Source organism: Micromonospora cathayae, assembly GCF_028993575.1.
In the GTDB taxonomy this organism is placed as follows: Bacteria; Actinomycetota; Actinomycetes; order Mycobacteriales; family Micromonosporaceae; genus Micromonospora; species Micromonospora cathayae.
Map to the genome: position 1 here is coordinate 2,828,803 of NZ_CP118615.1, position 24,497 is coordinate 2,853,299.

Genomic DNA, 24,497 nt, shown 5'->3' on the forward strand with positions numbered 1-24,497 from the left:
AGCTGGTCGCGTGTCGGTACGTCGATGAGTGGCTACCGGGCCGGTGAGGGCCGGTACGGCCTGGCGTACACCGTGGACACCACGGTCGGTCCCTTTCTCAACGGTCGCGTCTCGGCACGCTTCCGGGTCGCCGACCGGGAGCGGGCCTGGGGCGCCGGGGTGGTCTGTCGCGCCGACTCGGACCGGACCTTCGTCGCGTTCTACCTCACCGCCGATCCGGACACGCCTGACTCCTCCCACGCCAGGCTGGCGGCCTTCAAGTACGGCCGGATCGTGGCGAGCGCCACCCGACGTACACCGATCCCGGTGAGTTCCGGCGAGTTCCACCTGTCGCTGCGCTTCTTCTCCGGTGACCTGGTCGGCGAGGTCCGCTGCGACGGTGAGACGACGTCACTCGCGCATCTCGTGGCCGAGGTCCCGTTCGGCGGACACGCCGGCCTGGTGCGGTTCTACGACTCCCGGGTTTTCGTGAAGGACATTCAACTGGAGGAACTCCGGATGACACCGGTGCTTCCCGAGGAGGCAGAGGTGCCACCAGCGCGGAGCTATCCATTCAAGGTCTTCCTGTCGCACTCGCAGGATGACCGGCCCCTGGTCCGTAAGCTGACCGAACAGCTTCGCATGAACGGTGTCACCTACTGGGTCGACGAGGAGCAGATCCAGTTCGGCGACCAGATCATCTCGAAGATCGAGGACGGGCTGCGGGACAGCCGGTACGTCGTGGCGTGCCTGGGTGACGGCTTCACCAGGTCCGGGTGGTGCCGGGCCGAGTACGGCTCGATCCTCTACCGGGAGTTCAGCGGTGACACGTCCCGTCGGGTCATCCCGCTGACCCTCGACGGTTCCGTGCCGTCCACCGCCGTACCGTTGCTGCTGTCCGACAAGCTGCGCGTGGACTTCACGGATCCGGACAGCTTCGGTGCGTTCCTGAAGTTCCTGAAGAACGAGTCCTGAGTGAGTGTCCGATGGTGAACTGGGAACTCGTGGTCGCCGCAGCCAGCATGATCGCGGGTGTCGCGGCAGCCTACTTCGGGTACGTCGCCGTGCGTGGCCGGCTCCGCAGCCCTCGGCCGCACCCCGCCGGGACGGACACCGCCAGGACCGGTGCCTCGTACGACGCCTTCGTCTCCTACGCCGAGGCCGACGAGGCGACCGCCGAATGGCTCGCACGGGGCCTACAGGACCGTGGACTGCGCGTCTTCCTCGCGAAGTGGATCGGCGTGGGCCTGGTCGAGTACGCGGAGAAGGAACGCGCCCTGGACGCGACGGTCAACGGTGTGCTCCTGTTCAGCAGGGCCAGCATGGGTCGGGCCGACCTGCGGGACGAGTACGCCGCACTCCTCCAGCAGGTGCACGCCGGTGGTCGCCGGTTCGTGCCCGTCCTGGTCGAGGCGGTGGACCTGCCGCCGTTCGCCCGGATCCGCCGGCCGCTCGACCTGACCGGTCGCGGAAACTCCACGGCCGCCCTCGATGAGCTGGCCCGCGCGGTCGGCCGCCCGAACGCCGGTCGCTGAGGCCGGCCGCACTGGTCGACCAGGCCGTCCGGCGGCTGTTCGTGGCCCACGGAGCCCGGCCCGGAGTAGTCGCCGAGGTGCCGCCCGGCCGGCTGCCCCGAGCGTGACGGTACCGGCGGTCAGCAGCTCGAACAGCTTGCCGGGGCGGTCGTCGATGACGGCCGCCCACTCCTCGGCATACGCCCCGGCCAGCTCCGGGTCGGCGCACAACCGGCGCGCGTTGATGACACCGCGGCCGGTGAGCCGGTAGTAGCGGCGGCGGGGTCTGCCGGCGCGGTGTGCTCGTCCCGGCGGGCGGTGACCCAGCGGCGCGAAGGGGCGTGGCGGCCTCGGCCGCCACGCCCCCGAGTGCGGTGTGTCGGGCGCTGGCCCGGTCAGGCTGTCTGGCAGCTGACCGTGGGCCAGGTCCAGTTGCCGTTCGCCATGATCGTGATGCCGAAGTTGTTACCGTTGCCGTTCGGTCGGGCGGTGACGGTGCCGCTGGTGCCGCTGACCTGGGCGTTCCAGCTGTTCTGGATGCTCTGGCCGCCGTTCAGGTTGAGGGTGACCACCCAGTTGTTGGTGCCGCTGACCGCGACGTTCAGGTTGAACCGGTCACCCCACCGCTCGCCGGCCGACAGCACGGCGGTGCAGTTGCCGCCGGACGGCGGGGGAGTGGTCGGGCCGGTGGTGGGGTTGCCACTGCCGCCCTCCCAGACGGTGATGTCGGAGCTGCCCTGGCTCTGGTAACCCTCGGTGGCCATGATCTGGTACGAGTGGTTGCCGAGGTTCAGGCCGGCGCGGGCCCAGGCGTCGAAGTGGTTGGCGGTGGTGATGGTGCCGCTGCTGCGCTTCGACTGGCGCACGCTCCAGTACTGGTAGAACGTGCAGTTGTTGCCGTCGATGCACGGCGCGTTGACCCGCTGGCTGCGGAGGATGTCGTAGGTGCCGCCGTCGGTGGTGACCGTGCCCAGCCGCTGGGCGCCGGTGCTCGGGTTGTAGCTGCCGAAGTTCTCCACCACGTAGTACTCGATGAGCGGGTTGCGCGTCCATCCGTACAGGGCGAGGTAGGTGTTGTTGTTGCCCGGGTTGTAGCTGCCCGAGTAGCTGACCGTACGGCGGGTGCCGGTGGCCCAGCCCTTGCCGCCGACCCAGTTGTTGGTGCTCCGGTCCCAGCTGCTGCTGTAGCGGCCGTCGGCGCGCAGCGTCATGCTGGCGTTGCCGCTGTCCTTCCAGAACGAGAAGTAGTAGCCGTTGTGGGTACCGGTGGCGTTCTGGGTGAGGGTCCGGTCGGCCTCGGCGTGCGCGCTGGGGGCGGCGACGACCGTGCCGCTGACGGCGAGCGCTGCGGCGCACATGGCGCCGAGGAGCAGCCGGATGCGGCTGCGCCTCCCCGGTGGGGTCGAGGTGTGGTTCATGGACGTCTTTCCTCCTCGTGACCGTTGGCGGGCGGCCAGCAGCGGCGGTGCGACCCGACGGGGGCGGCGGCCGGTTTCGGCGGCCGGACGATCGGGGTAACACCGCGCGGTGGGGTGGTGCTGGTCGTCCCGCGCGACCCGGGGGGTGGGTCGCGGTGGTGGCGTCGACAGTGATTCAGCACTGTCGATGGCGACGCTATTGACCCGGGCTACAACCTGTCAACAACTTTCGGAAATGTTACGGAAACAAGTTCGGGTCGTCGGCGTCCCGCACGGGGATGGACCGGCGCTGGCCAGGGCCTTGCCGGGCTGGCCGATCCGAAGCAACGGCTCCTCCGTGTCCGGCGTCGGGGGAGGGTTCGGGGCATCGGATCCCGAAATTTTCGGGACCTTGTGCTTCGGCGCGTACGCCCTGCGGAGGTTCTTGTGCGGTGAGACGAAACTCGTCGCCCTGCGCGACTCGCACGTGGGCGAGGGTGCGGTAGTCACCGCCGATGACCAGGATCGCCGCCTGCCTCTGCCTTAGCGCGTGGACCTGCGGGTGTTCGCCCTGGAGGGTGACGAGTCGGAGGACGCCTCCCTGCGGAGCGTCTTCGCCTGGTCGGTCAACGCGCTCTGATGCACCGCCATGTCGCTCCCAACGTGGGACTCGGTGCCCGGCCGGGTCCACCGTGGAGCATCTGGTGGACGCAAGCGCCGCCCAGTCACGTGACGACGGTGATCACGTCTGCGGCAGCGGCCGGCCCGGGGTGAGGGCTGGTCCGGTCTTCCGGGTGCGCCACCAGATGATCGCGGTGATGACGACGACGGCGAGGGTGGGGACGAGTTGGTACGGCGTGCCGACTCCGGCTGAGCGGTCCTGGAGTGCGGTACCGAGGTCCACCCGCAGGGTCGTGGCCAGGACGAGGGAGAACGTGTTGAGTACGGCGTGGAGCATGACCGCGATCTCCAGCCCGCCGGTGCGCCAGGTGATGATGGCCAGTCCGGTCCAGAGCACGAAGTACCAGACGTTGATGTACGGGTCGGTTGCGCCGTGCACGGCCGTGAACAGCGCGCTCGAGACCAGTACCCCGGCGACCAGTCCGGCCCGTCGGCTGCGGGTCCAGCTTCCGATCACCCGGAACATCAGCCCCCGCACGCCGTACTCCTCGCCCGCCGCCTGGAGCGGGGTGAGGAGCATCGTGCCGATGAAGATGGCGACGAGGTCGGTCTGCGACCAGGGGGCCTCCTCGACGGGCGTGAGAGATCCGAGGGCGTTGACCACCAGCCAGGCGGGGCCGAAGACGAGGAGCGATCTGCCGAGCAGGTCGAAGCGGAACCGCGACGTCACGGAGTGCAGGGACGCGCCGGGTACGCCGTAGAGCCACCGCTGGATGAGCATGCTCCAGGGGATGAGCAGGCCGAGGGCGAGCATCGTACTGGCGTGGTAGAGCGGCGTGTAGTCGGTGCCGCCCAGGATCGGCGGGGTGTTGCCCATCCGTACGTCGATGACCGCGGTCGCCCTGCCGAGGACCGTCGGGAAGATGACGAGCCCGGCCAGCAGGAGAATGATCGCGAGAATGCCGCGACCGATCCGGCGTTTGTCGCCGGCTAGTACCCGGTGGTACTCGGTTCCGGTGGGAACTGACTGCCCGTTGCGGGGCTCGGCCGGGGTGAGTAGCGAGTTCGGCTTGTGCAGCGTGGTCATCAGATTCCTCCTGTGGATAGGGGGTTACTTTCCGGCCTGGTCGAGCACGCCGTAACGCAGGCGGAGTGCCCGCTCGGTGCTCGCCAGAATGGCCCCGACAGCGAGGGCGACGTTGAGCCAGATCGGTAGGCGGACGGGCGATTCGAAGGTTCCGATGTTCTCGGCGATCGGGGGGATCTGCGATATCGGTCCGGCGAGTTGCAGCAGGTTCAGGCCCACGCCGAGGAGGAGCATCAGCACCGAGAGGACGCTGATCGAGCGGCTCAGCGTCGGGTGCTCGCGTTCGACGCGGGCGCGGCGTCCTTCGGCGGACTTCGGATCAGGAATGAGCCGGTGTTCCGCGCCGGCGGTGGTGACGTAGTGGCAGCGCTTGAGCCCGAACGCGCTGATCGCCACTTCGATGGTGCCGCCCTCGACGGGGAAGGCCGCCGGGAGCTTGGACTCGGCGTGGTGCCTGCCGTCGAGATACAGGTGCGCTCTGGCCCTGCCGCCGTCCGGGTCGGTCCGGCGTGGGATGTCGACGGCGTACACCGTCTGCCAGCCATTTTCGTGGGGCAGCGGGAGGTAGAACAGTGCGCGGAAGGGTAGCTGCCACCAGCGGAGGCGTTTCAAGGCCCGCCCGTCTCCGCTCCTGATCCGCTTGGCTGCCCGCTGTCGCCGCCAGTCCTCGATCACGTTTCCTCGCTCGCCGTTGGCTGCCGCTGCTTACTAATACGCTGTGCTAGTGGCAACGCTAGCACAGCGTGCTAGTACGATGTACCAGGGAGGTGGCGGATGGCACGGGACGACCGGAACACCGGCTCACGGGAACGGATCCTCGCGGCTGCGGCGGCGATGATCGCCGAGGATGTGACCGCGCGGTTGAGCGTGCGTGCGGTCGCGGCGCGGGCCGGGGTGAGTACGGGCTCGCTCAGGTTCCACTTTCCGACGCAGCGCGCGTTGCAGGACGCCGTGCTCGCCAGGATCTACGGCCAGATGTTCCCCGACGACCCGATCCACGACCGGTCGCTACCCGCCCGGGATCGACTGGTCAACTGCCTCCGGCAGGTGCTCGCCCCCGCCGGTGTCGGGGAGCAGGCACGTGAGGCGTGGGGCAACGCGTACCAGATGTTCATCGCACCGGAACCGACCGAGGAGGTGCGCGCGACGTATCTCGCCGTGGAGCGGGAAGGATGGCGCCGGATCGAGTACTGGCTGACGGTGCTCGCCGACGAGGGCGCGCTCCCCGGGGAGGACCACGCACGCCGGGTGCGATTCCTGCTCACCGTCCTCAATGGGCTCTCCATCGAACGAGCCCTGCCTGCCGAGGACTCGATCCTGAAGTCCGAGACCGAAACCCTCTACATGGCCGTGGACTGTGTCCTCGACGCCCCGACCGCGTGAGGGGCATCCCGTGCCGGGCGTCAGGGTTGCCGGGTCAGGCCGATGGTGGTGGCGAGGCGGGTGACGTCGGCGGGGGTGGGGCCGGCGCGGACGATCGCGGCGAGCAGGGCGTGGGCGGCGGGCCGGAGGCGTACCTCGGTGGGGGCGATCTGGTCGGCGGCGACGATGGTGCGGCCGGCGGCGTGGTGGTCACCGGCGTCGAGGTGGGTGCGGGTGATGTCGATGAGGTGGGCGGCGCGGTGTTCGGCGGGTAGTCGCTGCCAGCCGAGGTCGCGGGTGGCGTGCCGGTGCACGGTGAGGGCGGTGTGGTGGTCGCCGAGGCGTGCGGCGACCAGGACGCGGGCGAGTTCGACGGTGACCGGCGCGAAGCCGTCGTCGTCGTGGTGGTGTCCGGCGGCGTGCCGGGTGGCCTGGTGGGCGGCGCGGTCGAGGAGGTCGTGGGCGATGCCGGGGTCGCCGTGGGTGGCGGCGGCGATGGCCGCTTCGGTCAGGAGGGTGCCGGCGAGCGCGAGCTGGTCAGGTGGCGGTTCGCGGTACGCGGCGAGGTCGATCGGGCGTACGGCGGCGATGGCGGCGGCCAGGGCGAGCCGTCCCCGCCCAAGTGCCCGTAGTGCCTGGGCGAGGGGAATGGCCGCCTGCGCGGCGCGGTGGGGGTCGCCGGCGGCGGCGGTGACGGCGCGGTCGGCGGCCAGCCAGGCGGCCTGTGGGTCGCCGAGCTTGATCAGGGTGTGGGCGGTGAGCCGGTACACCTGGACGAGGAGGTGACCGGCGGGCCAGGCGGTGGCTGTGGCGGCCCGGGGGCGGGCGGCGTGGCGGGCGGCGCTGATCAGGTCGGGCAGCATGCGCAGTACGTGCTGGTGGTGGGCGTGCCGGTAGGCGGTCTGGGCGTAGCCGACCTGCTGGTGGAGTTCGGCGGTCGATGGTGGCCGTTCGGGTGCGGTGGGGGTGTCGTAGGTGGCGAGGGCTTCGCGGACGTGTTCGACGGCGGCGGCGGTGCTGCCGGTGGTGGTGGGTGGGCGGCGGGTGTTGCGGCCGAGCAGGATGGCGGTCGACACGCCGAGGGCGGCGGCGACGGCTTCGATGGTGGGCAGCCGTTCGAGCCGGCGGACGCCGCGTTCGACCTTGTCGACCCAGCTCTTGGACTTGCCGATCCGGTCGGCGAACACCTGCTGGTTCATGCCCCGGCGGGCGCGGAGCTGGGCGATGCGCCGGCCGATCGGCAGGTCCCGGCGGTCCGGCTGGCGGGGCGCGCTCACCGCCGGTCCGCCGGGCCGACGGGCTCGGTGTATTCGCCGCAGCGCGGACACCACCGCGACTTGACCTTGAACGCGAGCAGCCCGACCAGGAACCCCGGCACCAGCCCACCGAACACCACGGCCACGATCACTTCGGACACCACGAACACCCTCACCTTCCGCCGAGGCCGGGAGAGCGGTGGCGACCAGCGTTGGCGGCCCGCGGGTACGCCCGGGGACGGGCACAGCGCGGACACGGCAGGGCTCTGACCTGGATGCGCAACCCGAACAGGAAGCTCAACATCAGCCCGCCGAACACGATCATCGAGATGCCAAGTACCACGATCACCTCACTTCCTGGCGAGACCGGAGGACGGGGGAGTCACCGCCCGTGACCGGTGCGCCGCTCGTTCAGCGTCCTCACCTACGACATGCCGAGGTCAGCGCATCGGCAGTGGCGAGTGTCGCGTGATTGCCCGATAGCTTGCTGTAGCCAGAGTGGAGCATCATGTGATGCAGCGCAAGAGCGTCGGTCTGATTTCGCAGAGACTGTACGTGAGCGATGGCGGACGATGAGTGATCTTTGGTGCAGAATCAGGACATGCCTCGATTCACGCCCCCGACGCCCCGATCCCGTCGACTCGGCCGCGAGCTGCGCAAGCTTCGGGACGCCAAGGGACTCACCGGCGCGGAGACCGCGAAGCTCCTGCGCTGCTCGACGTCCCGCATCACCCGGATCGAGTCGGGCGAGATCAGGCCACGACCGGGCGACGTCATGGAACTGCTGGTGACGTACGGCGTCAGGATCGACGAGGAACCGGGTACGTCCCTGTTGGAGCTGGCCCGGGACCTGCGTGAGGAGGGTTGGTGGCAGCGGCTCGGAGGTAAGTACGCCACCTACATCGCGTACGAGATCGAGGCCGCCGAACTCAAGAACTTCGAGCCGATGCTGGTGCCCGGTCTACTCCAGACCGAGCGGTACGCCCGCGAGGTCAACATCATCGGCCGCGAGACCGACCCGGCCACCGTCGACCAGCGGGTTTCTGCCCGGATGACCCGGCAGGAGGTGCTGCACCGGCAGCCGAAACCGCTGCGGCTGCACGCGATCCTGTCCGAGGCGTCCCTACGGACGGAGGTGGGCGGCCCGGACGTGCTGCGCGAGCAGCTTCACCACCTGGTCAAGGTGAGTCAACTGCCCAACGTCACGATCCAGGTGCTCCGCTTCGAGGCTGGCGCGCACCTGGCCGACAGCAGTGGCTGGGCCCTGCTCACGTTCGAGCAGGACGATCCGCCGCTGGGCTACATCGAGACGCTGGCCGGTGAGCTGTTCCTTGAGTCGAACGCCGACCTGGCGCGGCTGACGGCGGCGTACGACAATCTGAGGACGTTGGCCAGGTCTCCGGCCGAGTCGATCAAGTTCATCAAGGAGCTGAGCGAGCATGGAGCGTAACGTCTGGCGTACGTCGACCCGTTCCGGCAGCAACGGCCAGTGCGTCGAGGTCCGCGACCGGGGCGTGGAGATCGACGTACGCGACTCCAAGGTTCCCGCCGCTGGCGTGCTGCGCTTCACGCCTGCGGCATGGGCCGCCTTCACCCGCACCTTCAAGGCCGCCGAGTAGTTCACGTCACGGCGTACAGGAACACGGCTCCGATGGGGATGATCACGAGGATTCGGGACAGGGAGACGCCATGAAGGCGCTCGACAGCCAGTGGCGCACCAGCAGCCGCAGCGGCGGCAACGGCGCGTGCGTGGAGGCCCGGTACGCCGACCACACCACCCAGGTTCGGGACAGCAAGGACCAGCAGGGGCCAGTGCTGGCGTTCGGCGCTGCTCAATGGAACGACTTCGTTGAGGGCATCAAGGCCAACGCGTTCAGGGCCTAAGAAGCGAGTTCCTCGGCGTAAGCGGACTCGTGCCGAGGTGGGCGTTGATGCAGGCCGCGTCAAGGGCTGAGCCGGCTAGGCAGCACGCTCAGAGACACGACCAGGAGCGCGGAAGGGAGCGGGCGTGATGCTGCGTCCGAAGATGGTCCTGCTACCCGCTGGCTGCCGGGGTCACCGGCGATGCGACGCGGCGGGGCCAGGTCCAGGCGGAGCGCAGGACGAAGGCCAGGAGCAGCACCTCGATTCCGATGGAGAGGCCGTAGAAGGAGGCCCAGTCCCAGGACTCCCCTACCGCGTTGAACACTGTGACGGGGAGGTACAGCGATGCCACGACGAGGTTCGTGGTGCGGTTCGCCCGGGCGGGTAGCGTCATGGAGAGCATCACCATCAGGGCCGGGATCGCGATCAGCGCGAGGAACACGGTCATCAATGCCGGGCTGATGTCGAACTCGAAGACCCTGCCGACCAGGATGCCGTCGATGGTCCCGGGCTTGTAGAGGTGGTAGTAGTCGACGTAGATGTAGAGGAACATGAAGCTGGTCCATGCGGCGGCGAGCTTGGCCTGCACGGGGACCGGCGGGTTGTCGAGCAGGTTCGGGGTCGTCGTTCGGATGGTCATCGGTTCTTCTTTCGAGAGGAGTGGTCCGGCCGTCAGACGGTGACGACGACCTTCCCCCGGGTGTGGCCGGCCGCGACGTACCGGAGGGCGTCGGCTGCTTCGTCGAGGGGGTAGGTGCGGTCGATGACGGGCGTGACCTGCCCGGTCGTGAGCAGGTCGGCCAGGGTGAGCAGGTCCTGACGCTTCCCGACGGACGTGAAGGGCCTCAACCGCTGACGGGTGAACCCGGACAGCACGCGCGCTTTGGCGATCCGACCGAGGGGGCCGAGCCAGCGTCCGCCGCGTCCGCTGTTGGGGATCAGGGTGCCGGTGGGCGTCAGCGCGCGGCGGACGGCCGCCAGGGGCTGTGCTTCCACGTTGTCGAGGATGACGTCGTAGCGCTTCCCGGTGCGGGTGAAGTCGGTCCTCGTGTAGTCGACGACGTGGTCGGCACCGAGCGACCGGACCAAGTCGACGTTGCGGGGGCTGCACACACCCGTCACCTCGGCGCCGAACGCCTTGGCGATCTGTACGGCGAAGGAGCCCACGCCGCCCGACGCGCCCGTGACCAGCACCGTCTGGCCCGGTCGAACGTTCGCGATGTCGCGCAATGCCTGCAACGCCGTCATGGCCGACGTGGGCACCGCTGCCGCGTCCACGACCGACAGGTTGGCGGGCACGGACACGAGGTTGTCCGCCGGGACGCGGGCGTACTCCGCGAGCGTTCCAGCGGTGCTCCAGCCGAACACCTCGTCGCCGGGGCGCAGAGCGGTGACATCCTTGCCGACCGCTGCCACCACGCCGGCGAGGTCCCTGCCAGGGATCCCGTGACGCGGCCGGCGGAACCCGAACACCAGGCGCACCACGTACGGCTCTCCGGTCATGACGAAGTAGTCGCCCGGATGTACCGAGGCCGCGCCCACCTGGACGAGCACATCGCGTCGACCGGGCAGCGGAAGCCCGACCTCGGACGACTCGAGCACTGAGGGCGGACCGTAGCGGTGCTGGACGGCGGCCCGCATCGTCGCCGCCCCGCCCGGACTGGCCCCTGGTACCAGGCGTGCTGATGGGTGCGATCGCTGTTCGTTCCCCACCGGAGCCTCCTCACGTCCGAGCCGCGACCCGCGCTGACTCGTACACCGTACGTCGTACACCGTACTATTCTCGTACGATGTACGATTGTCAAGCCGTTCGAGGGAGCGAGGAGATCCGTGTCTGCGAGGAAGCAACGCCAAGTCGCGTCAGACGCGGGGCTGAGCAAGCAACGGGTGGTGGTCGAGGCGATCCGGCTCGCCGACCGCGAGGGGGTCAACGGGCTGAGCATGCGCCGGCTGGCTGACGCGCTCGGCGCGGGCGCGATGTCGCTCTACCACTACGTGGCGAACAAGGACGAGTTGCTGGACGCAATGATCGACGTCGTGTTCGAGGAGATCGAACTCCCGCCCGAGGAGACCGACTGGCAGTCGGCGATGCGACGGCGGGCGGTGTCCGCCCGACAGGTTCTCGCCCGCCACCCGTGGGCGATCGGCCTGATGGAGTCGCGGACATCGCCGGGGCCCGCGCACCTCCGCCACCGCGAAGCGGTCACCGCCTGCCTGCGGAAGGCTGGCTTCCCGGTTCTGATGGCGACGCACGCCAACTGGTTGCTGGACGTCTACGTCTACGGGTTCGCCCTACAGGAAGCCAGCCTGCCGTTCGACACCGCCGGTGAATTCGCGGACATGGCCAGCGACGTCTTCCTGCCCCAGCTTCCTCCTGACGAGTTCCCCTACCTCAACGAGTCCGCCGCGGCGCTCGTCGCTGCCGGCTACGACCCGGCAGAGGAGTTCATGTTCGGGCTCGACCTCGTCCTAGCCGCCCTCGAGCCCCTGAGAGCCTCCGCATAGCGACGCTCACGGACCGTAGCTCAGAACAGGGTCAGCGGCTCGGCCGGGCTCGGTTCGGTCGGGATCGGGTCGGGCAGCGGTGCCAGGCCGGGCAGCTTCGCCCGTACCTCGTCGTGGAAGCGGCGGGCGAGCAGCGGCGCGTCGGCGTTGTCCGGGGTGTGCACGAACATGGTGGGGGAGCGGCCCTCGCGCAGCCAGCCGACCACCACGTCCACCCAGCGCTGCCAGCCCTCGACGGTCCGGGTGTCGTCGTCGCGGCCCAGGTAGCGGACGATCGGCCGGTCGGTCAGCGCGTCCGTACGCAGCGGCATGCGGGGTTTCTTCGTCCAGGCGTCCCGCTCCGCGTCACTGGTCGGCGGGGAGGCGAAGAACGCGGTGGTGTCGAAGGGCACCCACTCGGCGGCCACCGGCGCGAGCGCCTCTTCGAGCAGCCGCGCCGCCTGCGGATCGGTGAAGAAGGCGGGATGGCGGACCTCCACCGCGTACCGGTGGTCCGTGGGCAGCCGGCGCAGGAAACGGGCGAGGGTGGGTACGTCGGTGGGGCCGAAACCACCCGGCAACTGGAGCCAGAGAGCGTGCGTCCGGGGGCCGAGCGGCTCGACGGCGTGCAGGAAGGCCCGCAACTCCTCGTCGGCGGCGGTGAGTCGCCGGTCGTGCGTGACGGTGCGGGGCAGTTTGAGGACGAACCGGAACCCGGGGTCGGTCTGCTCCGCCCACGATGCCACCGTGTCCCGGGCCGGGGTGGCGTAGAAGGTGGTGTTCCCCTCGACCGCGTCACACCAACCGGCGTAGTGCCGCAGCCGCTCGTGCGGTGCCAGCGGGTGCGCCAGGATTCGCCCGGACCAGGACCGGTGGGTCCACATCGCACAGCCCACGTGAAGACGCATGGGTCCAGGTTCTCACCGGCCACCGCCGGCACGTCAGCCGGTGGTCAGCCGGCCACCGCCCACCGCTCGGGCCGGGGCTCCGCGACCGGCTCGACCGGCCGGTGCCGCTCCCGGCCGGGCAACCGGAGCAGGCGGTACATGGTGGCGGTGAGCAACCTGGCGGCCTCACCTGGCCGCCCGGTCAGCGCCTCCGTCACGGCCTGCCGGTCGACGGGTCGGATCGCCCGCAGCTGCGGAGCCAACTCCCGGTCGGGATCCAGCCGACCGGCTGCGGCGGTGACGAGAGCCTGCGGTGATCCGCCGTTGACGACTTCCGGGCGGGCCGGCAGCGTCAGCACGGGACGCCCGACGGCGGCAGCGTAGGTGGTGACCGAGCCGTGGTCGCCGAGCACCTGATCGGCGGCGACGAGGAGGCTGCGCCAGTCCTCGGCGGGATCCGGCAGCAGTAGTCCGGCCGCGAGGCAGTCCCGGAGCCAGGCCCGGATCTGGCGGTGTCCGTGCGCCGCCCAGATCGCGGGGTGGAGCAACGCGGCCGTTCGGAAGCCGGACGCCGGGAGTTGCGCGATCAGTTGCGGCAGTAGCTCCGGCCAGCGGGCGAACAGTCCGTCCTGCCCCCAGGTGGAGCTGACCACGACGAGCTGCTGGTCGTCGGCGAGGCCGAGCGCCCGGCGGTACCGTCCGCGCAGCGGCAGGCTGGTGACGAGCCGGTCGAAGCACGGGTCGCCGACCACCACCGCCGTGGGGACCGCCTCGGGGCACTGCCGCCCGAGCACGGTCAGTTCGGCGTGGTGGGCGAGCGCGAGCGCGGTCGCCACCGGTCGTCCGTCGTGCGTCAGCCGTTGGGCGTCCAGGCCGTACACGGGTGGTTCCGTCGACGGCGGTCCGCCGGCCGGGCGGGGACGGACCCGTTTGCCGCGCCCCGCGCCGTGCGCCATCACCAGCAGGGGCGCGTGTACCCGTTGCAGACTTCCCAGCGACGCGGCGAGCGCCAGGTCGAAGCGCTCCCGGACGGCCATCTCCCAGGGCAGTACGAGCGCCCCCAGCCGGTCCAGGAAACGGGCCACCGGCCGGTTGAACACGTCGGGCGCGACGGTGAACACGACCTGCACGCGCGGGTCCTCCTCGACGGGCCCGACGACGTCGAGTAGGCGTTGGCAGCTCGCCATCGTGTGCACGACGACCAGTGCCGTACGGGAGACGGATCGGGTCACCCAGTGTTCGGCGTCGATGCCGACGGGGGTTCTCGGCCATTCGCCCAAGGGAACGTCCGCATCCTTTCGTGTGCCCGGCAGCACCGCACGGCCACCGGTCACCGATGACGGTCAGTCGAAGGTGTTGACGGTGAGCCACCGGTCCAGCAGGGCGGCGTCGCCGAGGACCTCGACGCCGTCGCCGCGCGGCGGACGTCGCCCGTACGCGATCAGGAGCAGGTCGGTCATCGGCGCGCGGACCGCGACGGTGGCCCGGCCGTGGGCGTGGGACCAGGTGAACGGCTCGCTGCCGAGGTCGATCAGCCACTCGGCCCCGACCTCGGGGGCGGTGTCGGTGGCGTGCAGGTGCACCGAGCGGCCGGCGTCGGGCGGTGCGGGCCGGTCGTCGTGCTGGCCGGACGTGGACGCCGGGGGCCGGGCGGCGTCGGGTGGGAGCGGGCGGGACATCCTGGCCATCCACTCGTCGAGGGCGTCGGCGGCGGTCTCCGGGCCGACCGCGAACGGGGTGCCGAGGGCCAGAGCCACGTCGGCCCGGTGCACCAGCATCTCGTGCGCCCCGCGCCGGGCCCAGAACGCCGCCCGCTGCATCGTCGGGGCCGGGCTCCACACCGGGGCGTCCGGCCCGGCCGCGCGCAGCGCCTCGACGGTACGGGTCGCCCGTTCGACGAGTTCGGCGGCGAGCTTCGCGGGGTCCTCGTCCCGGTACCCGGCGACGTCCCGCAGCGCGGTGGGGGCGACCGGCCCGGTGGCCCGGGTACGGATGACCGTGTCCACCCACTGTTGCGCGCCGAGCAGGTGCCGCAGCAGGTTGTTGAGGGTCCAGCCGGGGCAGGTGGGGATCGGCAGGTTGGGGTCGACGCCGTCCAGGGTGTCCCGCAGCAGGGTGATCTGGTGCAGGATCTGGGCGCAGTGGTCGTCGTGGGTCGGTCGCCGCATAGGAGAACGGTAGCCATGAATGCCGTGCCGACTGATCGCCGAGCGTGCTCACTTTGCCGACGGCGCAAGCCGGCCCAGCGCAGGCGCGCGGTGGGTCAGCGCCGCACTGTGGGGTCAGCCGGTGTGCAGCACCGGGCGGTGGGTCCAGCCGGTGCGCGGTGGCGTGCGGTGGGTCAGCGGTGTGCGGCGAGGAAGTCGGCGAGCACCTGCGAGTGGGTGGAGAAGGCCAGCTCGGTCGGCTCGGTGAGGACCAGCCACTCGGTGGCCTCGGCGGTGGGCGCGGACGGCGGCAGCTCCTCGATCCGCTGGGCCGGCAACGCCCCGAAGATCATGATGGTGCCGCCGGCCGGGGCGCTGTGCACCGCGAAGAGTCGTACGCTGCCGGCCTCGCCGGTCAGGCCGGTCTCCTCCCACAGTTCGCGGACCAGTGCGTCCCGCCACTCCTCACCGTGTTCGATGAAGCCGCCCGGCAGGGCGAGCAGCCCCCGGGCCGGTTCGATGTCCCGCCGCTGGACCACCACGCCGAGGCCCTCGGGGGTGTGCACCGGCAGGATCGCCACCGCGACCGGGATCGGGTTGCGCCAGACGGTGTGCCCGCAGGCGGTGCAGTTGCGGGGCCAGTCGGCCCCGGCGGGATAGGCGGTGCCGCAGCCGGAGCAGTGGGAGTGGGGAACGCCGCTCATGTTCGCTGACGATACGCGGCGTCGGCACCGGGTCCACTCCGGCCGGTTCCCGTCTCCTCCGCCACCGGCGGGCGGGGCGGTGCCCCCCGACACCGGGTCGGGTTGCGCGTGGTCAGGGTACCGATCTTCCGGTCAAGTGGTGGATGACGGCGATTCAACCGGAAGATACCTTCTTCGCGTTCTTTCCGGCACCCTGTCCCTTCGCGGAGTCGGCGACCCTCCGGCCGGTCACCCGGGGACGAGAAGGGGCCCCTCCCTGACCTCCGGAGGCAGCGCAGGAAGGGACCCCTGTCGACGTACGGGCGGGCTATGCGCCCGGGGCGGCTCCGCTGCCGGCGGCGGCCGGCATGGCCGGGGCGGCTCCGGCGTCGGTACCGGCCGGGGTGGCCGGCGCGGCTCCGGCGTCGGTTGCCGCCGTCCCGACCGGGTCGGGGAAGCCGTACCGCTCGGCGTGCTCCGGGTCGGTCGGGTCGATCTGCCGGACGCCGGCGTCGGCAAGCCGCTTGTTCACCTCGTCCAGCCGCTCCCGGACCAGGGCAGCCTCCTCCTCGGTGACCCGGCCCCGGTGCGGCTTCCCGGCGTGCTCGATCGTCGCGTAGTCGATCTTCTCGGTGGCCTTGCGGGCCTTCGGCGGTCGGACCCGCTCGGCGGTCCGCAGCACCTGCGCCATCGGGGTGTCCGTCGCCATCGAGTCGAACTCGCTGGCGGTCAGCACCACCCGGCGCGGCTCACCGTCGGTCGTGTCGTGGATCTCCACCACCGCGACGTCCAGCGCGGCGTCGTCGATCGCCTCCACCTCGGTCGGGCTGATCTCCACCTGCACGGGCCCGGTCACCAGGTCAGGGTGCTCCAGTACGACGACCCGGACCACGTCGTCGTCGCCTGCGAGGACCGTGCCGCTGAAGTCGGAGACGTGGATCGTCTTCTTGCCCATGCGCTGCGCTTCTCCTGTCGGAAGGGGCCATGCGGAACGCAGAAGAACCTACCCGACAGGTGTGCGAAGACCCGCCGCCGGAGCGTCCGGGTGTGTCGCCCGTCGACGGCTGTCAGAGGCTGCGGGCCGCGCTCGCCGCAGGTCGGCGTACCGGGACAGGCGGAGAGGTGTGGTGCGTCAGCGGGCGTCGAGGTGGTGCTGGGCGGCGCTGGTCGCCGGACGGCGGTTCAGCGCCACCCAGGACCGGTTGGTGTCCGTCCGGCGGCCCCGGCAGCCGACGTACGGTGCCTGCGCGGGCGGGACGGCATCGCCAGACATCACTGGCCAGAGTCGCCCGGTGTCGCGTTCTTGCAGGTCGATCGGCTGCTTCAACATGACGAACACCGTCCCAAAGAAAGTTGTCCATGTATGGAATTAGATGTGACGCACGGTGGTGGTGTCAGGTTCCCGGGACCGGCAACCGGACCACGAACCGGCACCCATCGGTGATGTTCGCTACCTGTACCCGCCCGCCGTGCGCTTCAACCAGCCCGTGCACGATCGCCAGCCCCAACCCACCCGACCCGTCCCCGCCCGGCCCCGAACCGGGTGGGGGAGGCGGGGTCCGGGCCGGCTCGCCCCGGAACGCCACGTCGAACAGGCGCGGCAGGTCACCGGCCGGGATACCGCCGCAGGTGTCCGCCACCGCCAACCAGGCGTGGTCGGCCTCCCGGCCACCCTCGACCGTCACCGTGCCGTCCGGCGGGGTGTAGCGCACCGCGTTCACCAGCAGGTTCCCCACCACCCGGGCCAGTTCCGGCTCGCTGGCCAGCACCGTCGGCCAGCCCGCCTCCACCGCCACCAGCCGGATCCGCCGGGCGGCGGCCAGCGGCGCGGTCGCGGCGAGCGCGTCCGAGACCACCTCGCCCAGCGGCACCGCCGCCAGCGACAACCGCAACGCCCCGGCGTTGATCCGGGACAGTTCGAACAGGTCGTCGACCAGCCGGGTCATCCGATCCGTCTCCACCCGGATCCGCCGGTGGTACTCGGCCACCGTCGCCGGATCGTCCACCACCCGGTCCTCCAGCGCCTCGGCCATCGCCCGCAACCCGGCCAGCGGGGTACGCAGGTCGTGCGACACCCAGGCCACCAGGTCCCGCCGGCCCTTCTCGACCCGCCGTTCCCGCTCCCGGGCCTGGTCGGCCCAGACCGCCGCGGCGGCCAGCCGGCGACCGAACAGCCAGCCCACCGCCAGGCTGACCACCGCCGCCGCAGCCACCGTGATCAGCACCACCTCCAGGTCGTGCGCGGAGAGGAACATCGCCTCGGCGACCACCGCCACCCCGGCCACCACCGCCGAGACGGTCACGCCGAGCAGCACCCCGATGTGCGCGGTGATCGACCGGCCGCGCAGCAGCCGCAGCGCCAGCGCGCCGAGCAGCCCGACCCCGAGCGCCGCGCCCAGCGCGGCCGTGAAGATCAGCGCCAGGTCACTCATCGGCGGTCGGGGCGGTCGGCTCGTACCGGTAGCCGACGCCCCACACGGTGACGATCCGGCGGGGTCGGGCCGGGTCGGTCTCGACCTTCTCCCGTAGCCGCCGCACGTGCACCGTCACCGTCGACTGGTCGCCGAAGCTCCAACCCCACACCCGGTCCAGCAACTCGGCCCGGCGGAACGCCCGCCCCGGATGCCGCATCAGGTGTGCCAGCAGGTCGAACTCGCGCAGGGTCAACGCCAGCTCCCGGCCGTCCAGGATGACCACCCGGGGGCCGGTCCGCAGCTCCAGCCCGCTGTCGCGCAGCACCTCGGGCTCCACGCCGGCCGGTTCGCCGCCGGCCCGGCGCAGCACCGAGGCGACCCGCAGCACCAGCTCGCGCGGCGAGAACGGCTTGCTGAGATAGTCGTCCGCGCCCAGTTGCAGGCCGAGGATCCGATCCGCCTCGTCACCGCGCGCGGTCAGCATGATGATCGGTACGCCGTCCGGCCGCTGCCGCAACCGCCGGCACACCTCCAGGCCGTCGAGGCCCGGCAGCATCAGATCGAGTACGACGAGCTGCGGCGGCTGCCGGGCCACCTCGGCCAGCGCGACGGCCCCGTCGGTGACGTGGTCGACCAGGTAGCCCGCGTGGGTCAGGTACCGGCAGACCACGTCGGCCACCGTCCGGTCGTCGTCGACGACGAGCACCCGCTGCGGCACCCGGCCACCTCCCCTTCGTACGGTCACCCCCCGCTGGTGCCGGTCAGCGTAGCGACGGGCGTACCGCCGGCCGGCCGGCGTGCTGCTTGCGGAATCCTTACCGAATCCGGTTCGCGGCGCGCGTACCGTGATCAGGTGCTGGACCGACGGCTGTACCTGCACCTGGTGACCTGGCTCGGGCAGTGGCCGGCCGGGCCGGGACTGCACGTCGTCGGCTCGTCCCGGCGGACCCGGCCGGCCTGGGACGGGCGGCTCCGCCCGGCGCTCGGGGTGGCCGCCCCCGGCAGCAGTGTGCTGTCCGTGCCGCCGGACCGGGTCGCGGCGGTCCGCCGCCTGGCCACCGAGCTGTCGTTCCCGGGTCTGTTGACGGCGCTGCCCCGGGCGGTGGGCCATCCCGCCTTCGTGGCCCGTGACGCGGTGTTCCGGTGGAGCACCGCGCCGAGCCCGCTGCCGGACGCGGGGGAGTGGGTCGACCCCGCCGATCCGGGCTTTCCCTCCTGGCTGCGCCTGTTCGACCGGGAGGTGCTGGTGGTCCGGGACGCCGACGGGCGGTACCTGGCCGGGGTGGGCGTGAAACGCCACGACCGGTACGGCCACGAGCTGGCCGTCGGCACCGTACCGGCCGCCCGGGGGCAGGGGCTGGCCCGTCGACTGGTCGCCCAGGCGGCCCGCCGGGTGCTGGACGAGGGCGGCGTCCCGACGTACCTGCACCGGCCGGACAACGTGGCCTCGGCGCGGGTCGCCCTGGCGGCGGGCTTCCCCGACCAGGGCTGGCGATCGTACGGCGTCTATCCCGACTGAGCGGTGCGGCGGGCCGGTGTGACGTCCGGCACAACCGGGTAGGGGTGCCGGCATGGCAGATCAGCACACATCGGAGCCCGATCCGGAGCCGGTACGGAAGGTCCCTGCGGCCCGCGACGGCGCGTCCCGTACCGAAGGCCCGGACGGCCCGGCCCGTACCACCGGTCCGTCCCGTACCACCGGCCTGGCCCGTACCGGCGGCTCCGGGACCACCGCGCCGGACGGGTCGGACACCACGGCGGAGCCGGCCCGTCGCCGGGACCGGACCCGTTACCTCTACCTGGCGGTCATCGTCGCGGTGCTCGCCGGCATCGCGGTCGGACTGATCTTCCCGGACGTCGGCGAGTCGCTCGCGCCGCTCGGTACCGGCTTCGTCGCCCTGATCAAGATGATGATCGGGCCGGTGATCTTCTGCACGATCGTGCTCGGCGTCGGCTCGGTCCGCAAGGCGGCCCAGGTCGGCAAGGTGGGCGGGCTGGCGCTCGGCTACTTCCTCACCATGTCCACGGTCGCCCTGGCGATCGGCCTGGTGGTGGGGAACCTGATCCACCCCGGTTCCGGGCTGGCGCTCAACGACGCGCTCGCCGGGGCCGGTCAGCAGGCCGCCGAGGGGGAGGCCGAGGGGACCGTCGACTTCCTGCTCGGCATCATCCCGACCACCCTGTTCTCCGCCCTCACCGAGGGTGACGTGCTTCAGGCGCTGCTGGTGGCGCTGCTCGTCGGCTTCGCGGTGCAGAGCCTCGGCGCGCGCGGCGAACCGGTCATCAACGCCATCGCGGTCCTGCAACGGGTGGTCTTCAAGGTCCTCGCCATGATCATGTGGCTGGCTCCGATCGGCGCGTTCGGCGCGATCGCCGCCGTGGTCGGGGCGACCGGCGTGGACGCCCTGAAGAGCCTGGCCCAGATCATGCTCGGCTTCTACGCGACCTGTGTGCTCTTCGTCTTCGTGGTCCTCGGCGCGCTGCTGTGGTTCGTCGCCCGGATCAACATCTTCACGCTGCTCGGCTACCTCGGCCGGGAGTTCCTGCTGATCGTCTCGACCTCGTCGTCGGAGTCGGCGCTGCCCCGGCTGATCGCCAAGTTGCAGCACCTCGGGGTGAGCCGTCCGGTGGTCGGCATCACCGTCCCCACCGGCTACTCGTTCAACCTGGACGGTACGGCGATCTACCTGACCATGGCCAGTCTGTTCATCGCCGACGCGCTCGGCAAGCCGCTCGCCGTGGGCGAGCAGATCAGCCTGCTGCTCTTCATGATCATCGCGTCGAAGGGCGCGGCCGGCGTGACCGGCGCGGGCCTCGCCACCCTCGCCGGCGGACTCCAGAGCCACCGGCCGGACCTGGTCGACGGGGTCGGGCTGATCGTCGGCATCGACCGGTTCATGTCCGAGGCGCGGGCGCTGACCAACTTCGCCGGCAACGCCGTCGCCACCATCCTGGTCGGCACCTGGACCGGCGGGTTCGACCGGGACCGGGCGCTGGCCGTGCTCCGCGGCGAGGACCCCTTCGACGAGGCGACCATGCTGGACGACGACCACCACGGCCCCGGCGCCGACGACCAGGACGCCACCGGTGCCGACGTGCACGGCGCCGACCTGTCCGGTTCCGGCCTGCCCGCCGACGGTACCGAGGCGGACACCCGGACGGCCGCCCCGACCGGCCGCGGCACCGCCTGAGCGGGTACGGCGACCGGACAGCCGATCTCCGATGTCAGTGCAGGGCCGGCCCGGTGGCGGGGCGCGGACCGTGGATCCCGGGCCGGATCCACGGTCCGCAGCCTCTCTTCCCCCAGGTCCGAACAGGTGCCAGGCGACCGGCCATCCCGGTGAGGTAACGCTATGTGTCGAAACGGCTTCGGGCAACCCCCCAAAGCCTGGTACGCGATGTCCGGAAGTGGGCTTGACCTGCGACTATTCACATCCCTTAGCCTGTTCATCCGGTGACGCACCGTATGAGTTCCAGCGGGGTGGGACGATGGCGGCGGCCAGGGTTCAGCGGTACGGCTCTCGGAACGGTGGGACGGTCATGGAACTTCGGGTACGGGACGTCGACCCGGCCGGCGTGGTGCTGACCCCGGTGGGCGAACTCGACATGTCCACCGTCGGCGAGCTGGAGACCGCGCTGACCGCCGCCCTGGCCCGACCCGGCCTACGGGAGTGCCTGGTCGACCTGGCCGAGGTCGGCTTCCTCGACTCGACCGGACTGCGGGTGCTGATCGACGGACTCACCCTGGCCGGGGAGCGGGGCGTGGTGCTGCGGGTCGCCAATCCGCGACCGGCCGTGGAGCGGGTCCTGCGGATCACCTCGATCGGACCGCTGCTGGGCCTGCCCGACGCCACCACCCCGCCCCCGCCCGGCTCCCGACAGCTGGGCTGACCGTCCACCCGAGTCCCAGGGATCTCCGCCGCCCGGCCGACCGCTCCGAGTCCCAGGGATTCCGCCGGCCGGCTGGCTGTTCAGCCGAGTCCGAGGAGTTCCGCCGCGGCCCGGCCGTTGGCGTGGCTGGCGCCGTACGTGGCGACGAAGGCGCGGACGCCGGCCGGTCGCCAGCGCCCCGGCCAGCCCATCTCCACCACCGTCACCGGATGGACCGCGGCCAGCCCCTCGACCAGCTCCGCGCCGCCGGGCAGCCGGTGCAGGTGCCGGCCGACCAGCACGATCGGCCGGTCCCCGGCGAGGGTACGCAGGGCGGAGAGGTCGGTCTCGCCGGCGACCACCCGTACCTCGTCGGTGCCGGCCAGATGCGGGCCGAGACCCCACGGCACCCTGCCCTCGGCCATGGTGGCGGTGGCGTGCACCTGCACCACCAGCGGCCGGTCCAGGCCGGCGACGGCCCCCTCCACGGTGACCGCGCGGCGCGCGACGGCGTACCCCAGGTCGGTGGGGGCGACCGGGGCCGGCGCGGCGGCCCGGGTCCAGGCGGCCAGCTCGGCGGTGCGGGCGGCGGCCTCCTCGACCCGATCCCGGGCCAGCCGGCCGTCGCCGAGGGCTGTGACGATCGCCGCCACCACCTCCTCGACCAGCGTGGCGTCCACCTTCGCGCCGATACACAGCAGGTCCGCGCCGGCGGCCAGGGCGGCCACCGCGGCCGGGCCGACCCCACCGGCGGCCACCGCCGCGCCCTTCATCTCCAACGCGTCGGTGATCACCGTGCCGGTGAAGCCCAGCTCCCGCCGGAGCAGGTCGACCAGGACGGCCCGGCTGAAGGTGGCCGGCCCGTCGCCGGTCAGCGCCGGCACCCGGATGTGCGCGGTCATGATCGCCCGGGTGCCGGCGGCGACGGCCGCCGCGAAGGGCGGCAGGTCGCGCTCCCGCAACACCTCGAGAGGTACGTCGACGGTGGGCAGTTCCAGGTGCGAGTCGGCGACCGTCGCGCCGTGCCCCGGAAAGTGCTTGGCGCAGGCGGCGACCCCGGTGGACTGCAACCCGTCGACCGCGGCGGCGGTGTGCGCGGCGACCCGCAGCGGGTCCGCGCCGAACGAGCGGGTGCCGATCACCGGGTTCTCGTCGGCGCTGTTCACGTCCACCGTCGGGGCCAGGTCGACGGTGATGCCGAGCGCGGCCAGCTCCGCCCCGATCGCCGCGTACACCCGGCGGGTGGACGCCACGTCGTCGACCACGCCGAGCGCGGCGTTGCCCGGGTACGGGCTGCCGGTGGCGTGCGCCAGCCGGGTGACGTCACCGCCCTCCTCGTCGATCGCGACCAGCACGTCGGCGCGGGCGTTCCGCAGCGCGGCGGTGGCGGTGGCCAGCTGCGCCGGGGTGTGCACGTTGGTGCCGAACAGGGTGTAGCCGGCGAGTCCCGCCCCGGTCAGGTCCAGCGCCCACTCCGGCGGGGTCGGGCCCGGGTACGCCGCCAGCAGCGTGCCGAGGGCGAGTCGGCGAAGTCCTGGGTCCAGGCCCACGTGGATCTCCTTCTTCGGGTCGTCAGGATCTCGGGTCGGCGGTGACCGTTACGCTACGGTCACCCCAGCTGGGTACGATCAACAAGGTTTACCAAAACCAGAGGACGTGGCATGAGTTCGACGCGGCTGCCCGGCACCCCTCGCCTGTTGCGGGCGCTCAACGACCGCGCGGCGCTGGAACTCCTCCTCGAACAGGGGCCGCTCACCCGGGCCCGGCTGGGCGAGCTGACCGGGCTGTCCAAGGTGACCGCCTCGCAGCTGGTCGAGCGGCTGGAGGAGCGCGGGCTGGTCACCCGGGTCGGCGAGCAGGCCGGCGGACGCGGGCCGAACGCCCAGCTCTACGCCGTCCGGCCGGGCAGCGCGCACGTGATCGGCGTCGACGTCGGCGCGGACCGGGTGGTGGCCGCCTGCGCCGACATCACCGGCGCGGTGATCGGCCGGGTGGAGCAGTCCACCCGGGACACCGACGACCCGGTGGGCGTGGTGCACACCGCGGTCGTGCAGGCGGCCAGTGACGCCGGCGCCCCGCTGGAGACGGTACGCCGGATCGTGCTGGGCACCCCCGGCCTGGTCGACCCGACCACCGGCGACATCACCTTCGCGTTCAACCTGCCCCGCTGGCACCGGGGGCTGCTGGCCGCGCTCCGCGACGACCTGTCCACCCCGGTGGTCTTCGAGAACGACGTCAACCTGGCGGCGGTGGCCGAGGCGCAGTCCGGCGCGGCCCGGCAGGTGGCCGACTTCGTGCTGGTCTGGGTGGACGCCGGGGTCGGTCTGGCGATCATGCTGGGTGGCCGGTTGCACCACGGAAGCAGCGGCGCGGCCGGTGAGATCGGCTACCTTCCGGTCCCCGGGGTGCCGATCCCGCGGGACGTGTCGCGCCGGGCCAAGCCGGCTTTCCAGCAGCTCATCGGGGCGGAGGCGGTCCGCGTGGTGGCCCGGGAGCACGGCTTCCCGGCCGACGACGCGGCGGCGGCGGTCCGCGCGGCGATCACGGCCGGTACCGCCGGCGGCCCGCTGCTCGACGAGCTGGCCCGCCGGCTGGCCCTCGGGGTGGCGAGCACCTGCGTGGTGCTGGATCCACCGCTGGTGGTGCTGGCCGGCGAGGTGGGTCGGGCCGGCGGGGCGGCCCTGGCCGAACGGGTGCAGCACGAGGTGGCCGCGATCACCCTGGTCCGGCCGAGGGTGGTGCCGACCGGGCTGAGCGAGGAGTCGATCCTCCAGGGCGCGTTGCGTACCGCCCTGGACGCCGTCCGCGACGAGGTGTTCGGCTCCACGGTCGGCTAGGCCGGGCGGCTCCCTCATGCGAAAGAATTCTTCACCAGCGGCCCGTGAGCTGCAAGGTCTTGTCAGTGATGCGCGTCGCCCGTGAGGTGCACCGGG

26 protein-coding genes and 1 pseudogene are annotated in these 24,497 nt (G+C 71.7%); 11 read left to right on the forward strand and 16 right to left on the reverse strand.

Annotated features, from left to right (window positions below):
• Nucleotides 1–24 precede the first annotated feature (24 nt).
• Together PVK37_RS13125 and PVK37_RS13130 are read left to right on the forward strand one after the other, a co-directional pair.
• Entirely contained in the window at nucleotides 25–954 is a 930-nt protein-coding gene (locus PVK37_RS13125; RefSeq protein WP_275034197.1) for a toll/interleukin-1 receptor domain-containing protein, read from the forward strand.
• Between the two features lie 11 nt (nucleotides 955–965).
• Entirely contained in the window at nucleotides 966–1,514 is a 549-nt protein-coding gene (locus PVK37_RS13130; protein ID WP_275034198.1) for a toll/interleukin-1 receptor domain-containing protein, read from the forward strand.
• A 374-nt stretch (nucleotides 1,515–1,888) separates the two neighbouring features.
• Here PVK37_RS13130 and PVK37_RS13135 read toward each other — a convergent pair whose 3' ends face one another.
• From PVK37_RS13135 to PVK37_RS13145, 3 genes are all read right to left on the reverse strand, one after another.
• On the reverse strand, nucleotides 1,889–2,911 hold the full coding sequence (locus PVK37_RS13135; RefSeq protein WP_275034199.1) for a glycoside hydrolase family 11 protein: 1,023 nt from the start codon (nucleotides 2,909–2,911) through the stop codon (nucleotides 1,889–1,891).
• 721 nt (nucleotides 2,912–3,632) lie between these two features.
• Nucleotides 3,633–4,598 carry a CPBP family intramembrane glutamic endopeptidase gene (locus tag PVK37_RS13140; protein ID WP_275034200.1) on the reverse strand — a complete coding sequence of 322 codons (966 nt, stop codon included), beginning with the start codon at nucleotides 4,596–4,598 and terminating at the stop codon, nucleotides 3,633–3,635.
• Nucleotides 4,599–4,622: 24 nt separating this feature from the next.
• Nucleotides 4,623–5,273 carry a hypothetical protein gene (locus PVK37_RS13145; RefSeq protein WP_275034201.1) on the reverse strand — a complete coding sequence of 217 codons (651 nt, stop codon included), beginning with the start codon at nucleotides 5,271–5,273 and terminating at the stop codon, nucleotides 4,623–4,625.
• 99 nt (nucleotides 5,274–5,372) lie between these two features.
• Here PVK37_RS13145 and PVK37_RS13150 point away from each other — a divergent pair, with 99 nt between their 5' ends.
• On the forward strand, nucleotides 5,373–5,981 hold the full coding sequence (locus PVK37_RS13150; protein WP_275034202.1) for a TetR/AcrR family transcriptional regulator: 609 nt from the start codon (nucleotides 5,373–5,375) through the stop codon (nucleotides 5,979–5,981).
• A 20-nt stretch (nucleotides 5,982–6,001) separates the two neighbouring features.
• On the opposite strand, the gene PVK37_RS13155 is transcribed toward PVK37_RS13150, so the two are convergent.
• Both PVK37_RS13155 and PVK37_RS13160 read right to left on the reverse strand, forming a co-directional pair.
• A complete protein-coding gene (locus PVK37_RS13155; RefSeq protein WP_275034203.1) occupies nucleotides 6,002–7,237 on the reverse strand; it encodes a helix-turn-helix domain-containing protein in 1,236 nt (411 codons plus the stop codon).
• Nucleotides 7,234–7,377, reverse strand: a complete 144-nt coding sequence (locus tag PVK37_RS13160; protein ID WP_275034204.1) for a hypothetical protein — start codon at nucleotides 7,375–7,377, stop codon at nucleotides 7,234–7,236. Before PVK37_RS13160 ends, PVK37_RS13155 begins: the two co-directional genes overlap by 4 nt.
• 440 nt (nucleotides 7,378–7,817) lie before the next feature.
• Between PVK37_RS13160 and PVK37_RS13165 the strand changes: the two genes are divergently transcribed.
• The 3 genes from PVK37_RS13165 to PVK37_RS13175 all read left to right on the forward strand — a co-directional run bounded on the left by PVK37_RS13165 (nucleotide 7,818) and on the right by PVK37_RS13175 (nucleotide 9,100).
• Nucleotides 7,818–8,666 carry a helix-turn-helix domain-containing protein gene (locus PVK37_RS13165; protein ID WP_275034206.1) on the forward strand — a complete coding sequence of 283 codons (849 nt, stop codon included), beginning with the start codon at nucleotides 7,818–7,820 and terminating at the stop codon, nucleotides 8,664–8,666.
• Complete coding sequence (locus PVK37_RS13170; protein WP_275034207.1) at nucleotides 8,656–8,835, forward strand: DUF397 domain-containing protein; 180 nt, start codon at nucleotides 8,656–8,658, stop codon at nucleotides 8,833–8,835. Before PVK37_RS13165 ends, PVK37_RS13170 begins: the two co-directional genes overlap by 11 nt.
• 70 nt (nucleotides 8,836–8,905) lie before the next feature.
• Complete coding sequence (locus PVK37_RS13175; protein ID WP_275034209.1) at nucleotides 8,906–9,100, forward strand: DUF397 domain-containing protein; 195 nt, start codon at nucleotides 8,906–8,908, stop codon at nucleotides 9,098–9,100.
• Between the two features lie 151 nt (nucleotides 9,101–9,251).
• Here the strand turns inward: PVK37_RS13175 and PVK37_RS13180 are convergent, their stop codons facing one another.
• Nucleotides 9,252–9,719 (reverse strand): DUF6326 family protein, encoded by a 468-nt coding sequence (locus PVK37_RS13180; RefSeq protein ID WP_275034210.1) that lies wholly within the window; start codon nucleotides 9,717–9,719, stop codon nucleotides 9,252–9,254.
• Nucleotides 9,720–9,751: 32 nt separating this feature from the next.
• Nucleotides 9,752–10,720: an NAD(P)-dependent alcohol dehydrogenase gene (locus tag PVK37_RS13185; protein WP_275035100.1), complete on the reverse strand. Its 969-nt coding sequence runs from the start codon at nucleotides 10,718–10,720 to the stop codon at nucleotides 9,752–9,754.
• A gap of 189 nt (nucleotides 10,721–10,909) precedes the next feature.
• Between PVK37_RS13185 and PVK37_RS13190 the strand changes: the two genes are divergently transcribed.
• On the forward strand, nucleotides 10,910–11,584 hold the full coding sequence (locus PVK37_RS13190) for a TetR/AcrR family transcriptional regulator (RefSeq protein WP_423791033.1): 675 nt from the start codon (nucleotides 10,910–10,912) through the stop codon (nucleotides 11,582–11,584).
• Nucleotides 11,585–11,604: 20 nt separating this feature from the next.
• Here the strand turns inward: PVK37_RS13190 and PVK37_RS13195 are convergent, their stop codons facing one another.
• From PVK37_RS13195 to PVK37_RS13230, 8 genes and pseudogenes are all read right to left on the reverse strand, one after another.
• Nucleotides 11,605–12,447 carry a DUF72 domain-containing protein gene (locus PVK37_RS13195; protein WP_275035101.1) on the reverse strand — a complete coding sequence of 281 codons (843 nt, stop codon included), beginning with the start codon at nucleotides 12,445–12,447 and terminating at the stop codon, nucleotides 11,605–11,607.
• A 68-nt stretch (nucleotides 12,448–12,515) separates the two neighbouring features.
• Nucleotides 12,516–13,682: a UDP-N-acetyl glucosamine 2-epimerase gene (locus tag PVK37_RS13200; protein WP_275034213.1), complete on the reverse strand. Its 1,167-nt coding sequence runs from the start codon at nucleotides 13,680–13,682 to the stop codon at nucleotides 12,516–12,518.
• A 111-nt stretch (nucleotides 13,683–13,793) separates the two neighbouring features.
• Entirely contained in the window at nucleotides 13,794–14,618 is an 825-nt protein-coding gene (locus PVK37_RS13205; protein ID WP_275034214.1) for a maleylpyruvate isomerase family mycothiol-dependent enzyme, read from the reverse strand.
• Nucleotides 14,619–14,791: 173 nt separating this feature from the next.
• Nucleotides 14,792–15,301, reverse strand: coding sequence for an NUDIX domain-containing protein (locus tag PVK37_RS13210; protein WP_275034215.1), 510 nt, complete (start codon nucleotides 15,299–15,301; stop codon nucleotides 14,792–14,794).
• Nucleotides 15,302–15,731: 430 nt separating this feature from the next.
• A pseudogene (locus tag PVK37_RS13215) lies at nucleotides 15,732–16,235 on the reverse strand (hypothetical protein); the annotation flags it as partial.
• Between the two features lie 177 nt (nucleotides 16,236–16,412).
• Complete coding sequence (locus PVK37_RS13220; protein WP_275034216.1) at nucleotides 16,413–16,553, reverse strand: hypothetical protein; 141 nt, start codon at nucleotides 16,551–16,553, stop codon at nucleotides 16,413–16,415.
• A gap of 121 nt (nucleotides 16,554–16,674) precedes the next feature.
• On the reverse strand, nucleotides 16,675–17,712 hold the full coding sequence (locus PVK37_RS13225; RefSeq protein WP_275034217.1) for a sensor histidine kinase: 1,038 nt from the start codon (nucleotides 17,710–17,712) through the stop codon (nucleotides 16,675–16,677).
• Nucleotides 17,705–18,439: a response regulator transcription factor gene (locus PVK37_RS13230; RefSeq protein WP_423791034.1), complete on the reverse strand. Its 735-nt coding sequence runs from the start codon at nucleotides 18,437–18,439 to the stop codon at nucleotides 17,705–17,707. Before PVK37_RS13230 ends, PVK37_RS13225 begins: the two co-directional genes overlap by 8 nt.
• A gap of 108 nt (nucleotides 18,440–18,547) precedes the next feature.
• Here PVK37_RS13230 and PVK37_RS13235 point away from each other — a divergent pair, with 108 nt between their 5' ends.
• From PVK37_RS13235 to PVK37_RS13245, 3 genes are all read left to right on the forward strand, one after another.
• A complete protein-coding gene (locus PVK37_RS13235) occupies nucleotides 18,548–19,213 on the forward strand; it encodes a GNAT family N-acetyltransferase (RefSeq protein ID WP_275034219.1) in 666 nt (221 codons plus the stop codon).
• Nucleotides 19,214–19,265: 52 nt separating this feature from the next.
• A complete protein-coding gene (locus PVK37_RS13240) occupies nucleotides 19,266–20,885 on the forward strand; it encodes a cation:dicarboxylate symporter family transporter (protein ID WP_275034220.1) in 1,620 nt (539 codons plus the stop codon).
• A 349-nt stretch (nucleotides 20,886–21,234) separates the two neighbouring features.
• Nucleotides 21,235–21,585 (forward strand): STAS domain-containing protein, encoded by a 351-nt coding sequence (locus PVK37_RS13245; protein ID WP_275034221.1) that lies wholly within the window; start codon nucleotides 21,235–21,237, stop codon nucleotides 21,583–21,585.
• An 80-nt stretch (nucleotides 21,586–21,665) separates the two neighbouring features.
• Here PVK37_RS13245 and PVK37_RS13250 read toward each other — a convergent pair whose 3' ends face one another.
• Nucleotides 21,666–23,114, reverse strand: coding sequence for a glycoside hydrolase family 3 N-terminal domain-containing protein (locus tag PVK37_RS13250; protein WP_275034222.1), 1,449 nt, complete (start codon nucleotides 23,112–23,114; stop codon nucleotides 21,666–21,668).
• 111 nt (nucleotides 23,115–23,225) lie between these two features.
• On the opposite strand from PVK37_RS13250, the gene PVK37_RS13255 reads away from it, so the two are divergent.
• Entirely contained in the window at nucleotides 23,226–24,401 is a 1,176-nt protein-coding gene (locus PVK37_RS13255) for an ROK family transcriptional regulator (protein ID WP_275034223.1), read from the forward strand.
• Nucleotides 24,402–24,497 lie beyond the last annotated feature (96 nt).